Consider the following 13,674-nt stretch of genomic DNA (forward strand, 5'->3'; position numbering starts at 1 on the left):
CCACTGCCGTCATCTACTTCTGGACGGAAGGTTGCATCACGGCCGTCAGGTCCACCTGGCCGTCTTCCTTCAGCGCCGTCGCGTGCGCTTCGCCGACCTGCACCTTGAACTGCCGGCGCGCATCGTCGAGCCACTGGGTCCATGCCGGGAACGACACGTTCTTCATCTGGATCTGCACGCCGTTGCCGACGATCTGCACCTGCGCGCCCTGCAACCCGTGATCGGACAGCGACGCGGTCAGCGCGTCCTTCAGCGCGAGGCCGGTCGGCGCGACGCCCTGCGCGGCGGCCGTCAGCGACTTCGCTTCGTTCGCCTGCGCGGTCATCTGCGCGAGTTCGCGACGCATCGTCGGCAGTTCGCGCTGGATCCGCGCGCGGCCTTCCTGCGCGGGCGACCACAGCACCGAATACGCGATCGCGACCGCCAGCACGGCGCCGCCCCAGCCGAGCAGCATCTTCTCGCGCGGCGAGCGCTCGCCCCAGAACTGGGTCAGCGTCTGGTTCAGTTGTTCGGTTTTCATGAGCGGCTCCGGATCGTCCATTTGCCCGTGTTGCTGTCGACTTCGCCGGACAGTCCGTTACGCGCGAGGCGCTGCGTGAAATCGGGATCGACCTTGACCTCCGGCTTGAAGCCGACGTCGAGCCGACGGTCGTGATAGTCGAGCGACGCGATGCCGTTCAGCGGCAGCGCGCCCATCGAGCGCGACAAGCCGCTCGACAGCGCGAGGAAATCGTTCGGCGACAGCTCGCCGGCCGCGAGGCGCAGCTGGTCGAGCTGACGCTGCATCTGCGCGGGCGGATCGAGCACGGTGGTCGTCTTCGGGAACGCGGACAGCAGCGTCTCGGTGATCTGCGCGGACAGCGCATCGCGCTCGCGCGACAGCTTCCACCAGTGCAGGTTCATCCCGATCACCGCGACGCCGAGCGTCGCCGCGGCGAGCGCGATCGGCACGCGCAGGCGCTTGAGCGTCGCGCGGTCGAAGCGCCACGGCTGCGATTCGAATTCGAACTGGCACAGATCGAATGGCTCGGTCAGCGCCCGGCGCGCGAACGTGTCGAACGACAGCGGCGCGGCGCCCGGCAGCAGCGGGCCGTCGGTGCGGCCGACCGATGCGAGCCGCGGCTCCGCGCCCGGTTCGCCGAGTTCGTACAGTTCGATGTCGCCGCCGCCGGCGAGCGCGGCCAGCGTGCCGGCCGCGCGCGACGCGGGCGCCGCGAAGCCTTCGCCGAGCGCGCCGCGCGCGACGGCCAGTTCGAGGCGCGGCGCACCGGCCGCCGCCGGCAGCGCGCCGGCTTCGACGAGCGCCGGTTCGACCGCCGTCGCGAGCCCGAGCACCGCGGCGACCGTCGTCGGGCGGGCAGGTGGCTCGGCCGCGGCGAGCGGAGCGGTGTCGATGGCCTCGTCGTCGGCCGCCGGCGCGACGGATGCCGCTTCGGCCGGCGCGCGCGGCGCCGGCAGGCAGCGGGTCGCGGGCACCGCGCTCAGGTGCCGGTGGCCGGCCGCCGTGAACGCATCGCAGATCGTGCGGAACCACGCGCGATCGACGACGGCCAGCACGCGGCGCCCGTCCGGCAGCGCGGCCGGGTCGAGCGCGATGTGGCAGCCGAGCGGATCCTGGATCAGCTGATCCTCGACGATGTTGGGCAGCGCCTGGCGCAGCTTCGGCCCCTTCAGCGGCGGCACGGTCGCGGCCAGCAGCAGCACGTCGCGCGCGGCGACGATCAGCACCGTCGCGTTCGCCCGCGGCAGCAGCGCCAGCGCGGCGCGGCCGGCGCGCTGCACCTGGCCGGCCTTGTCGACGAGCATGAACGGCAGCTCGGGCCACTGCCATTCCTGCAACGGCACGGCAGGCTCGCGCGGCGGCAAAGAAACAATCAACGTGCTCACAAGAGCTCCTCTCCCGATTGGCGTCGTTATAGCTGGTCGCGGATGCGCACGACCCGCGTCGAGTGCGTGGTCGGATCACGATACACGAGCGAGGTGCGGTCGACCTCCGCGCGTTCGTGCTGGATCCGTCCGTGCACGATGAAATAGCTCGAATTGACGTCGACGAGGCTCGAGTCGATCGTCACGTTCGGCGGCGCGCCGGCGCCGCGCAGCGCGAGCTGCACGTCGCCGACGTTCCGGAAAAACACCGTCTCGCGGCGCGACACGAGCGCCTGCGCGGACGACACGCTCATGCCCGGCATCAGCGCCGCGATCACTTCGGCCGGCGCGGTGTTCATGTTCACGGGCGTCGTGGTCGGCAGCACGGTGACGAACGGGCGCAGCCGCGCGACCATCTCGGGCGTCACGCCGTCGACGTCGAGCAGGCTGTCCACGCGCGTCATCATCAGCGGCGCGGGCCCGCGGTCCCCGCCGGCCATCCCGGGATCGTCGGTGAAGCCGCTGCCCTGCATGTCGCCGCTCGTCACCGGTGCGGTCGCGGCATTCGCGGCGGTCGCGCCGCCGCCGGGCAGGTTCGGCATCTGGAACCGCGTGGCCGAATGCAGCAGGCCCGCGCGCACCTGGAGCGCGATGCGCTTCGCGAACGCGCTGTCGTAGCCGAGCGTCGTCAGCAGGCGCTGGAACGCCTGCATCTGCGTGACGTTCAACTGCAGCACGCCGGGCGCCGGCGACGACACGAGGTTGCGCAGGTTGAACTTCGCCTGCGCGTCCTCGATCGAGCCGGAGATATAGGTGTCTTCGCCGCCGCCATCGTTGGGCGAGCCGATCCGGCCGAGGAAATCCGACAGTTTCGTTTTCGCGATCGGCACGCCCCAGATCCCGCCGAGATACGTGATGCCGGGCGCCGTATCGCCTTCGGAGCGCAGGATCATCCGGGTCCAGTCGAGCGCGCCGCGCGCGACCCACTGCGCCTGCGCGATCGTGCGCTGGTTCTCGATGCGGCGGATCTGCACCTGCTGGCGCCACAGCATCCCCGACACGAGGATCGCCGACAGCGCGACCACGAGCAGCGCGGTGATGATCGCGGCGCCGCGCTGGCGGCGGGCGGGCATTCGGCGGGCAGGGCGCGCACGCATCGTCATTCCCCGACGAGGAAGATGCGCGTGACCGGCACGCGCAGCGACGTCGCGCCGATGCTGACCTGCAGCCCGGTCACCGCACGCGCGGGCGGTGCGTTGCCGATCTGCGGCACCTTGAGCGCGTCGTTGTTCTGCGCGAGCGCTTCGTCGGCCGTCTGCAGGTTGGTGGTCCAGCCCACGCGCGGCACGTACAGCTTCGCGTCGATCGCGCCGACGCCGCCCATCAGCGCGACCCAGCTCCAGCCTTCGACGCTGCTGTCCTTCAGCAGGGTGCGCAACCGGTTCGTGTCGTCGATCGGCGGCGATGCATAGCGCACGACCCGGCCGCCGGCGATCCGGTAGCGGACCACCTGCAGCCGCGGCGCGACGCCCGGCACGTCGAGTTCGCGCACGATCTGCAGCGTATTGCCGGCGACGCCGATCGCCGGCTGGCCAGCCTCGTCGTCGGTGGCGGCGAGCCGTGCGTCGATGCGCATCTGGTCGAACATCTGCGCAAACACGCGCTCGTCTTCCATCGCGGACGCGACCTTGTCGCGGCCGCGCATGATCTGGTCGAGCCCGCGCCACGCGAGGATCGCGACCACCGCGAGAATCGCGATCGCGATCATCAGCTCGATCAGCGTGAAGCCGCGGGCGGGCCGGGCCGGGGGAGCGGACAGGCGGCGCATCGGCGCGTCAGAGCGGACGGCTGGTTTCATTCGCGACCACCGTCACCATCTGCGCGAGCACGCCGGCACGGCCGGGCATGCTCACCGAAATCCGCACGCGCCGGAACACCGGGTTCGGCGTGGTGCTCACGCGCTGCGTGCAGACGAGCTGCACGTTGCCTTGCGAGCAGTCGAAACTCTGTTCGCCGACCTCCGGCCACGCATGCGTGAGCCGCAACTGCGCGAGCGCGTTGTCGGCGCTCCAGCCGGCGAGCAGCCGGCGATGCAGGTCGGACGCGTTGGTCGCCATCGTGCCGACCGCGCGGATCGACGCGGCGAGCGCGACCGCGATGATCGCGAGCGCGACCAGCACCTCGATCATCGTGAAGCCGCGGGATGAAGCAACGGGAGAGGGCAGGCGACGACGCATCGTCATTGCACCTCGTAGCGGCCGTTGCCGGTGCCGACGATCGTCGCGCTGCCGGCGGCCGAATGCAGCGTCACGCGCACCGGCGTGTCGATGCTCTCGGTGCCGAACACGACGCGATTCGCGTGCGTGTCCGAGCCCGGGTAATCGATGTCGGCGCCGGTGACGCCGCCGTCCCAGTCGCGCGGGCGCAGCAGGTCGTCGCGCAGCGTGCGCCAGCCGTCGGGCGAGCTCACGTCGAAACGGAAACCGTGCGCGGTCGGCTGCCACGCGATCGGCCGCGCGCGCACCTGCGCTTCGTCGCCGGCCGTCTCGAACAGCAGCGCGATGCGCTGCGCTTCCTCGCGCAGGTCGGTGCGCGGATTGCGCGTCAGCGACAGCGACGCGAGCGACACGAGCAGCCCCGCGATCACGAGCACGACCAGCATTTCGAGCAGCGTGAAGCCGCGCGCGCGACGCCGCGCCGCGCGGCGCTTCGTCAAGCCGCCATCGGCACCTGCCGGTACGGACGGCACCGCACCGCGACGCACACGGCGATCGCGGCCGCAGCGGGAGGTCGTGCGAATGGCGAGCATGAAGAGCGGGAATGAAACGTCGGGTCGATCAGCGCCGGCTTATTGCCACGAGCCGATGTCGGAGTCGTTGCTCTCTCCGCCTTCCTTGCCGTCGGCGCCGTAGCTGAACACGTCGATCTCGCCGTGCACGCCCGGGTTCAGGTATTTGTACCCGTTGCCCCACGGATCGTTCGGCAGGCGCTCGAGATAGCCGCCGTCCTTCCAGTTGTTCGGGATCGGATCGGTGGTCGGCTTCTGGATCAGCGCGTTCAGGCCCTGCTCCTGGGTCGGATAGCGGCCGTTGTCCAGACGGTACAGCTTGAGCGCCTGCATGATCGTGCCGATGTCCTGCTTCGCGGCGATGCGGCGTGCCTCGTCCGGGCGGCTCATGATCTTCGGCACGATCAGCGCCGCCAGGATCCCGAGGATCGCGACCACCACCATGATCTCGATCAGCGTGAAACCGCGCTGACGACGCACGGCCGCGTTGCGGCGAGTGATCCACGTTTGCATGACTGACTACCTCTTTCCAAAAAATGTCGTCGATTGAGTGACGCACCCGGCGCCCCGGACGGTCGCCTGACAGCAACCTTCCGGACCGGCGGGCGCGGAGCACGCATTGTAAGGCGCGCATCGCCGAGGGCTTTCACCCAACGCAAATTTCATATACATCCGTACAATAGCGCGCATGAACGCGCTCTCGATCCGGATCCTATCCCTCGCCCTCTTCGCGGGTTTGTGCGCGACGGCCACCTACTGGGTCGTCACGCTGTCGGCCCGCGAAGCGCCGCTGCCCGCCGCCGCCGCGCGGCTGCCGATCCGCACCGAGGACGCCGCCGCGCTCTTCGGCGGTCAGCTCGACAAGAATCCCGTCCAGGACATCCACCTGTTCGGCATTCTCGCGCTCGATCACGGCGGCGCGGCGATCGTCGGCATTGGCGGCGAACCGCCGCGCGCCGTGTCGCTCGGCGCGGAAGTCACGCCCGGCGCGAAGCTCGCCGAAGTGCGCCCGCGCTCGATCGTCGTCGACCGCAACGGCGCCCGCGCCGAAATCCAGCTCCCGGCCAACACGCCGTCCCCCGCGATCTACATGCGCTGAACGGCGGCGGCCCGGCAAGCGGGCCGCCGCGTCACTGCACCATGTTGTTCAGCTCGATGATCGGCAGCATCACGGCCAGCACGATCACGAGCACGATGCCGCCCATCGCGAGGATCAACAGCGGCTCCAGCAGGCTCGTCAGGAACATCGTGCGGCGCTCCAGCTCGCGCGCTTCGCCTTCGGCCGCGCGATCCAGCATCGTCGTCACGTCGCCCGTCGCTTCGCCCGAACGAATCAGGTGCACGAGCACCGGCGGAAACGTCTTCACGTTGTTCAGCGCGCGCGACAGCGCGGAGCCTTCGCGCACGCGCACGATCGCGTCGTCGATGTTCGCGCGCATCGCGCGGTTCGACAGCGTCTCGCCGGCCGCCTGCAACGCGCGCAGGATCGGCACGCCGGCCGCGGTGAGAATGCCGAGCGTGCTCGCGAAGCGCACCGTGTTGTAGCCGCGCACGAGCTTGCCCGCGAGCGGCGCGGTCAGCACCCAGCGATCGAATGCGAGCCGGGGCCCGGCGCGTGACAGCGTCGCCTTCACGAACCACACGACGAGCGCGACCGCGATCAGGATCGCCCACCACCAGTGCCGCACGAATTCCGACAGCGCCATCATCACGACCGTGAGGATCGGCAGCTGCTGCTTCGTGCTCGCGAACACGTTGACGACCTGCGGCACGACGTAGCTCAGCAGGAACGTGACGATGCCGAACGCGATCAGCGTGACGATGCCCGGATACGTGAACGCCAGCAGGATCTTCTGCTTCAGCGCATTGCTCTGCTCGATGTAGTCGGCAAGGCGCGACAGCACGATGCCGAGCTTGCCGGTGTGCTCGCCGGCCGCGACCAGCGCGCGATAGATTTCCGGAAAATCGCGCGGATGCTGACCCAGCGCATTCGCGAGCGAATGGCCGCCGAGCACTTCCGCGCGGATCGCGGCCATCAGTTCGCGGATGTAGTCGCGCTCGGCCTGCTCGGTCAGCACGCCGAGCGCTTCGTCGAGCGGCAGCCCCGCAATCAGCAGGCTCGCGAGCTGGCGCGTGAGGATCGCCTGTTCGCGCTGCGACAGCTTGCGGCCGAACGCGAGCCGCTGCGAGCGCGCGCCGCGCGTCGCGCTCGCGGCCGGCTCGACGACGAGCGGGGTGAGCCCCTGCGTGCGCAACTGGCCGCGCGCGCTGCGCGCACTGTCGGCATCGATGACGCCTTTCTGCGCGCGTCCCGCTGCATCGATCGCTTCGAAACGGAATGCCGGCATCGCGCTATGCGCCTCCCGTCACGCGCAGCACTTCCTCGAGCGACGTCGCGCCGGCCGCGAGCCAGCGCTCCGCGTCGTCGCGCAGCGTGCGCATGCCCTGCGCGCGGCCGGCGGCCAGGATCTCGGCATCGGCCGCGTTGCGGTGAATCAGCGTGCGGATCGACTCGTCGACCAGCAGCAGTTCGTAGACGCCGCGCCGGCCCGCGTAGCCCGAATGCCCGCACTTGTCGCAGCCGACCGGATGCCACACGGTGCGGCCGTCCTCGTGCCGCTCCTCCTTGCAGACCGGGCAGAGCTGGCGCACGAGGCGCTGCGCGAGCACGCCGAGCAGCGACGACGCGAGCAGGTACGGCTCGACGCCCATGTCGGTCAGGCGCGTGACGGCGGACGCCGCATCGTTCGTGTGCAGCGTCGCGAGCACGAGGTGGCCCGTCAGCGACGCCTGCACCGCGATCTGCGCGGTTTCGAGGTCGCGGATTTCGCCGATCATGATCACGTCCGGGTCCTGGCGCAGGATCGAGCGCAGCGCGCGGGCAAAGGTCATCCCGATCCGCTCGTTCACCTGCGTCTGGCCGATGCCGGACAGGTCGTATTCGATCGGGTCCTCGACGGTCATGATGTTGGTCGTCGCGGTTTCGAGCCGCGACATCGACGCATACAGCGTGGTCGTCTTGCCCGAACCGGTCGGGCCGGTGACGAGCACGATGCCGTGCGGGCGCGCGATCAGCTTGTCGAACTGCACGAGCGTGTCGCGGCCCATCCCGAGCGCTTCGAGGTTCAGGCGCTGCGCATCCTTTTCCAGCAGACGCAGCACCGCGCGCTCGCCGTGCCCGGTCGGCAGCGTCGACACGCGCACGTCGACCGGCCGGCCGCCGACGCGCAGCGTGATGCGGCCGTCCTGCGGCAGGCGCTTCTCCGCGATGTCGAGCTGCGCCATGATCTTGATCCGCGAGATCAGCGCGCCGTGCAGCGCCTTCTTCGGGCGCACGACGTCGCGCAGCGTGCCGTCGACGCGAAAGCGCACGACCGACGCGTTCTCGAACGGCTCGATGTGAATGTCCGACGCCTGTTCGCGCGCCGCTTGCGTGAGCAGCGCGTTGATCATCCGGATGATCGGCGCGTCGTCTTCCGATTCGAGCAGATCCTCGACCTCGGGGATGTCCTGCATCAGCCGCGACAGGTCGACTTCGCCTTCGACCTCGCCGACCACCTGCGCGGCGCTGCCGTCCTGGCGCGCATAGGCCTGGTTGATCGCCTGCGCGAGCTCGTCGGCCGGCACGCGATGCACGGCGATCGAGCCGAAGTTGCGCGCGATTTCCGCGAGCGCGGCGTCGCTCGTGCGTTCGCTGATCCACACCTCGAGCGTATCGTCGAGCTGATGCGCGATCAGCACCTGGCCGCTCTTCGCGAAGCCGTACGGCAGCAGGCGCGCGGCGAGCGGCGACGGCGGCTGGCGTTCGCCCGGCGCGCCGTCGTGAGTGGAAGACGCGAGCACGTCGCTCACTGCGAGGCTCCCGGCGCGGTGGTCAGCGGCTGTTGCGGCACCGCCTGCTGCGGCACGCTCTGCGGCTGCGCGGGCGTCGCCTCCGGCAACGGCTGGGCCGGCACCGGCGCCACCTGGCGCTGCAACTGCTGGCGACGCATCTTGTCGAGATCGAACAGGTTCCCCGCGGCCGTGCCGCCCTGGCTCGGGCCCAGCGGCATCGGCGGGACGACCGGATCGTCCTTGTCGCGGATCACGTTGTTGTCCGACTTGTACGCGCCCGTCACGCCCTGGATGTAGTCATAACGATTGGCCGTGACTTCCTGCGCTGTGCCGCGATCGGAAATGATCACCGGGCGCAGGAACACCATCAGGTTGGTTTTCGCGCGCACCTTCGATTCCGAACGGAACAACTGGCCGATCCACGGGATGTCGCCAAGCAGCGGCACCTTGCTGTTCGATACCTGGTAGTTGTCCTGCATCAAGCCGCCGAGCACGATGATCTCGCCGTTGTCGGCCAGGATCGTCGACTGGATCGAGCGCTTCGTGAAGGTCGGGCCGGTCTGCGCGTTGGTCGTGCCGGCGACCACCGCCGAATCCTCGGTATACAGCTGCAGCTTCAGGATCCCCCCGTCGGTGATCTGCGGCTTCACGTGCAGCGTCAGGCCGACGTCGCGACGGTCGTAGGTATTGAATGCGTTGCTCGTGGTGCCGCTCGTCAGGTTCGAATACGAGCCGGTCGCGATCGGCACGTTCTGGCCGACCACGATCTTCGCTTCCTCGTTGTCGAGCGTGATCAGGTTCGGCGTCGACAGCACGTTCGCGTCGCTCACGCCCGCAAAGTACTGCAGCAGCGCGCCGAGCCCCTGCACGCCGAACATGTTGTGCAGCCAGCCGATGTTGAGCCCTTGGGACAACTGCCCGAGATTGGAGGCCAGCCCGCCGCCGGTGATCCCGCCGGCCGCGTTGGCCACCCCGCCGGCCGTCAAGTTGATGATGCTGTTGCCCAGGCCCAGCCCGGGGTTCAGGTTCGTACCGCCGAGGAACTGGCCGCTCGCGACCTGCCACTGGATGCCGAGGTTGCCCTGCGTCGTCGAATTCAGCTCGACGATCAGCGCTTCGATATAGACCTGCGCACGCCGTGCGTCGAGCTGGTCGATCACCGAGCGCAGGTTCCGGTAAACCGGATCGGACGCGGTGATGATCAGCGAGTTGGTGGCCGAATCGGCCTGGATCATCCCGCCCGGCTGGTTGTCGTCGCTCTTGTCCTTGTCGCCGCCGAGCAGGCCGCCCGTGCCGAGCCCGCCACCGCCGGACGAGCCGCCGCCGTACGCAGACGAAGACGACGAACCGCCGAGGCCGCCCGACGGCAGCGGCGGGGTGCCCGACGTGCCGGTCGAGAAGTTGCCGCTCGACGACGAGCCGCCGTTCTGGTTGAAGCTGTTCGCATCGTTGGACGAAGCCGACGAGCCGCTGTCGTTGCCGCCCTTGCCGAGCATCCCGCGCAGCGTCTTCGCGAGCTTGACCGCATCGGCGTTGCGCAGCGGCACGACGTGCATGTTGCCGGGCACCGCGCTCGGTGCGTCGAGCTGCTGCACGAGGCGCTTCGCGGCCGCGAGGCGCGACGCGCTCGATGCGCGCAGCATCAGCGAGTTGGTGCGTGGGTCGGCCGTGACCGATACCTTCAGCGTCGCGTCGCTGTTGCCGATCGCGCCCGGGTCGAGCATCTTCTGCAGCTGCGCGGCGAGGTCGATCGCGTTCGCGTTGCGCAGCGGCACGACCTGCACCTGCGCGCCCGCGGCGCTGTCGACGCCCGCGATGATCTGCGCGATGCGGCGCACGTTGTCCGCATAGTCGGTCACGACGATCGTGTTGTTCGCCGGGTAGGCCGTCACCGTGTTGTTCGGCGAGATCAGCGGCCGCAGCACGGGCAGCAGGTTGTTCGCCGATTCGTTGTGCAGCTCGAACACCTGCGTGATCACCTGATCGCCGCGCGCCTGCGGCGCATTGCCGACATAGGTCGGCACGCCCTGCAGCTTCGCGTCGGCTTCCGGCACGACCTTCAGCACGCCGTGATCCTGCACGAGCGCGAAGCCCTGCATGCGCAGCGCGGACTGCAGCGTCTTCAACGCCTGATCTTCCGGCACCGGCCGTTCGGCCACGAGATTGAGCTGCCCCTTCACGCGGGGGTCGACGATGATGGTCTTGCCGGTCGCGGCGCCGATCGCTTTCGCGACCTGGTCGATATCCGCATTCACGAAGTTGAGCGTGACCTGAGCATAGGCGGCCTGCGAGACGATGATGCCGGCCACGAGCAGGGTCGTGGCGATACGCCGCATAACGAAGCGATTTCTTGTCATGGATGAATGGGTCGATGCCGGCTCAGGCCACTTCCGGCGGTAGTGCTGGGATCCAGGTCCGAAAGAGGCGACATTAGCAGTTTTTCATGTCCGAAATATCACATTGATCCGAAGACTGTCTCACATACGACATGTATCCGGCGAACCGTATGCAATATGTAAGGATTGATGTCACACTCCGCATGCCGGCCGTCGCCTCCGCCGTCGCTTCCATTTCGCGATGAACCGACACGGAAATGCGGTATAACCGGCCTGTCGTATTCCTGCCTGTCGCAATCCGGCTGTCTGCCGGTATGATACGGGCGGCGCGTTTCTCGTCGCACGAATAACGGCCACGGGTTTTCCCCGAGCTCCGCGCAATTCCTTTTCGTTTCCGCACGATGGACAAACGGTTCGCTTCGATCGCGTTGATCGCCGCCGGCGCATGGTTCGCCAGCGGCAACGCACGCGCGGATTGTTTCGACGAAGCGGCCAAATACCAGCGGGTCAATCCGCTGATCCTGCGCGCGATCGCGTGGCAGGAGTCGCGCAACCGGCCCGATGCGCTGAACAAGAATACGAACGGCTCGGTCGACTACGGCCTGATGCAGATCAATTCGATCCACCTGCCGACACTGTCGCGCTACGGGATCGGCCGCGACACGCTGATGGAACCGTGCAAGAACGTGTACATCGCCGCGTGGCATCTCAGACAGAAGATGAACCGCTACGGCAACACGTGGCAGGCGGTCGGCGCCTATCATTCGGAAACGCCGTCGCTGCGCGACAAATACGCGCGGCAGATCGCCGGCATCCTGACGCAATGGAAGCTGCTGCCGCCTACGCAGACCGCTCAGGCCACTCAGGCTGCTCCGGCCGCGCAGTGATGCCGCGCGGCATCGCCGGCTGACGCCGCGCCGGCCGGCCGGCGCGCGTTTGATGCACAATGCGGGCTGACGCCGCCGTTTCGTCCGCGTGCGGGCCGATCGCGCCCCGGCAGGGCGCCGCGGCCGCTTTTTCATCTTTTCCGTTGGTGCATATCATCATGAATCCGGCAATGAAACAGCCGTTGCCCGTCACCGTGCTGTCCGGCTTCCTCGGCGCCGGCAAGACCACGCTGCTCAACCACGTCCTCGCGAACCGCGCGGGCCTGAAAGTCGCGGTGATCGTCAACGATCTCGCGGCGGTCAACATCGACGCGTCGCTCGTGCGCGATGCGCAGGCGCTGTCGCACGTCGAGGAACGCCTCGTCGAAATGTCGAACGGCTGCATCTGTTGCACGCTGCGCGACGACCTGCTCGTCGAGATCCGCAACCTCGCGTCCGAAGGCCGCTTCGACGCGATCATGATCGAATCGACCGGTATCGCGGAGCCGATGCCGATCGCCGAAACGTTCACGTTCGTCGACGACGACGGCACGTCGCTGTCGGCCATCGCGCGGCTCGACACGCTCGTCACCGTGGTCGACGCGTACAACTTCCTGCGCGACTACGGCTCCGACGACGCGCTCGCGACGCGCGGCATCGCCGCGTCGGAAGACGACGACCGCACGCTCGTCGAGCTGCTGATCGAGCAGATCGAATTCTGCGACGTGCTGGTGATCAACAAGGCCGACCTGGTCGGCGCGGACGATCTCGCGCGCCTGCAGCACATCCTCGCGCGCCTCAATCCGCGCGCGCACCAGGTCGTGTCGACGTTCGGCAACGTGCCGCTCGACGAAGTGCTGAACACCGGCCGCTTCGATTTCGACGAAGCCGCGAATGCGCCGGGCTGGCTCGCGTCGCTCGACCGCGATCACGCGCATTGCGACGATCCCGACTGCCAGGACGACCATCATGCGCACGTGCACGGCGAAGCCGACGAATTCGGGATCGGCAATTTCGTTTACCGCGCGCGCCGGCCGTTTCACCCGGCACGGCTCTGGGCGCTGCTGCATCAGGAGTGGCCGGGCGTGCTGCGCAGCAAGGGTTTCTTCTGGCTCGCGACGCGCAACGACATCGCGGGTTCGCTGTCGCAGGCGGGCGGCGTATGCCGGCACGGGCCGGCCGGTTCGTGGTGGGCGGCGCAGGATCGCGCGGAATGGCCGGACGACGACGAGCTGCTCGCCGAAATCCGCGCCGAATGGCTGGGCGATCTCGACGATCGCACGGTCGGCGATCGCCGACAGGAACTCGTGCTGATCGGCATCGCACTCGATGCCGACGCGTGGCGCGCGAAACTCGACGCGTGCCTGCTGACCGATGCGGAGTTCGCGCTCGGCGCGACGGGATGGGCGGCGTTCGACGATCCGTTCCCGGCGTGGGACGTCGATTCGCACGACGACGATCACGGCGACACACAAATCGTGCACGCGTGAAGCGCGTGGTAACGGCTCGTAAAAATAACCGTTAATTTTTGCAAGAGCGACGCAGACTGTGGCGAAAATGCCGCGCGCGCCCAACAAAAAACCCGCCTCTCGGCGGGTTTTTTTTGGAACAGGCGCGGGTTTAACGCTTGTTGACGGCGTCCTTGAACGCCTTGCCGGCCGTGAACTTGACCGTCTTGGCTGCCGGGATCTTGATGGTTTCGCCCGTCTTCGGGTTGCGGCCCGTACGTGCTGCGCGCTTGCCCGAACCGAAGCTGCCGAAGCCGATCAGCTGAACCGCATCACCCTTCGACACGGCCTTCTTGATGACTTCGAGCAGCGTGTCCAGCGTTTCGCCGGTTTGAGCCTTGCTGGCGCCCGTTTGGGCGGCGACGGCGTCGATCAGTTCCTGTTTGTTCATTAAGGTTCCTTTATCAGGTTAGGTTGACACGAACAGCGCGAACGCGCCGATTATACGTGCGCGAACCGTGCCGTCGAGAGTCAGA

14 protein-coding genes are annotated in these 13,674 nt (G+C 68.2%); 3 read left to right on the plus strand and 11 right to left on the minus strand.

All coding sequences use genetic code 11. The features are described from left to right. Positions 1-13: 13 nt before the first annotated feature. The 7 genes from gspM to gspG are packed head-to-tail and all read right to left on the minus strand — an operon-like array spanning position 14 to position 5,167. Positions 14-520 (minus strand): type II secretion system protein GspM, encoded by a 507-nt coding sequence (gene gspM / locus WS89_RS08290; protein ID WP_059503378.1) that lies wholly within the window; start codon positions 518-520, stop codon positions 14-16. Continuing rightward, on the minus strand, positions 517-1,887 hold the full coding sequence (gene gspL, locus WS89_RS08295) for a type II secretion system protein GspL (RefSeq protein WP_059503114.1): 1,371 nt from the start codon (positions 1,885-1,887) through the stop codon (positions 517-519). Before gspL ends, gspM begins: the two co-directional genes overlap by 4 nt. 26 nt (positions 1,888-1,913) lie before the next feature. Further along, positions 1,914-3,023 carry a type II secretion system minor pseudopilin GspK gene (gene gspK, locus WS89_RS08300; RefSeq protein WP_059503380.1) on the minus strand — a complete coding sequence of 370 codons (1,110 nt, stop codon included), beginning with the start codon at positions 3,021-3,023 and terminating at the stop codon, positions 1,914-1,916. A 2-nt stretch (positions 3,024-3,025) separates the two neighbouring features. Then, complete coding sequence (locus WS89_RS08305) at positions 3,026-3,724, minus strand: PulJ/GspJ family protein (protein ID WP_095211794.1); 699 nt, start codon at positions 3,722-3,724, stop codon at positions 3,026-3,028. Next, complete coding sequence (gene gspI, locus WS89_RS08310; RefSeq protein ID WP_082741823.1) at positions 3,702-4,109, minus strand: type II secretion system minor pseudopilin GspI; 408 nt, start codon at positions 4,107-4,109, stop codon at positions 3,702-3,704. The genes WS89_RS08305 and gspI overlap by 23 nt, the downstream gene beginning before the upstream one ends. Next, positions 4,106-4,675: a GspH/FimT family pseudopilin gene (locus WS89_RS08315; protein ID WP_034209672.1), complete on the minus strand. Its 570-nt coding sequence runs from the start codon at positions 4,673-4,675 to the stop codon at positions 4,106-4,108. Before WS89_RS08315 ends, gspI begins: the two co-directional genes overlap by 4 nt. A gap of 39 nt (positions 4,676-4,714) precedes the next feature. After that, positions 4,715-5,167: a type II secretion system major pseudopilin GspG gene (gspG, locus tag WS89_RS08320; protein ID WP_027783126.1), complete on the minus strand. Its 453-nt coding sequence runs from the start codon at positions 5,165-5,167 to the stop codon at positions 4,715-4,717. A 175-nt stretch (positions 5,168-5,342) separates the two neighbouring features. Between gspG and WS89_RS08325 the strand changes: the two genes are divergently transcribed. Continuing rightward, positions 5,343-5,753, plus strand: coding sequence for a type II secretion system protein N (locus tag WS89_RS08325; RefSeq protein WP_034209671.1), 411 nt, complete (start codon positions 5,343-5,345; stop codon positions 5,751-5,753). A gap of 31 nt (positions 5,754-5,784) precedes the next feature. Here WS89_RS08325 and gspF read toward each other — a convergent pair whose 3' ends face one another. From gspF to gspD, 3 genes are read right to left on the minus strand one after another with little or no spacing between them, the layout of a single operon-like run. Further along, positions 5,785-7,002 (minus strand): type II secretion system inner membrane protein GspF, encoded by a 1,218-nt coding sequence (gene gspF / locus WS89_RS08330; RefSeq protein ID WP_034209670.1) that lies wholly within the window; start codon positions 7,000-7,002, stop codon positions 5,785-5,787. A 4-nt stretch (positions 7,003-7,006) separates the two neighbouring features. Beyond that, on the minus strand, positions 7,007-8,497 hold the full coding sequence (gspE, locus tag WS89_RS08335) for a type II secretion system ATPase GspE (RefSeq protein ID WP_306453340.1): 1,491 nt from the start codon (positions 8,495-8,497) through the stop codon (positions 7,007-7,009). Between the two features lie 5 nt (positions 8,498-8,502). Then, positions 8,503-10,845 (minus strand): type II secretion system secretin GspD, encoded by a 2,343-nt coding sequence (gspD, locus tag WS89_RS08340; protein ID WP_059790449.1) that lies wholly within the window; start codon positions 10,843-10,845, stop codon positions 8,503-8,505. Positions 10,846-11,225: 380 nt separating this feature from the next. Here gspD and WS89_RS08345 point away from each other — a divergent pair, with 380 nt between their 5' ends. Then, positions 11,226-11,711, plus strand: a complete 486-nt coding sequence (locus WS89_RS08345; protein ID WP_059790450.1) for a lytic transglycosylase domain-containing protein — start codon at positions 11,226-11,228, stop codon at positions 11,709-11,711. 158 nt (positions 11,712-11,869) lie between these two features. Next, entirely contained in the window at positions 11,870-13,180 is a 1,311-nt protein-coding gene (locus WS89_RS08350; protein WP_059503385.1) for a GTP-binding protein, read from the plus strand. Positions 13,181-13,310: 130 nt separating this feature from the next. Here WS89_RS08350 and WS89_RS08355 read toward each other — a convergent pair whose 3' ends face one another. Then, positions 13,311-13,589: an HU family DNA-binding protein gene (locus WS89_RS08355; RefSeq protein WP_006401505.1), complete on the minus strand. Its 279-nt coding sequence runs from the start codon at positions 13,587-13,589 to the stop codon at positions 13,311-13,313. Positions 13,590-13,674 lie beyond the last annotated feature (85 nt).

The organism is Burkholderia sp. MSMB1072 (genome assembly GCF_001524725.1).
GTDB lineage: Bacteria > Pseudomonadota > Gammaproteobacteria > Burkholderiales > Burkholderiaceae > Burkholderia.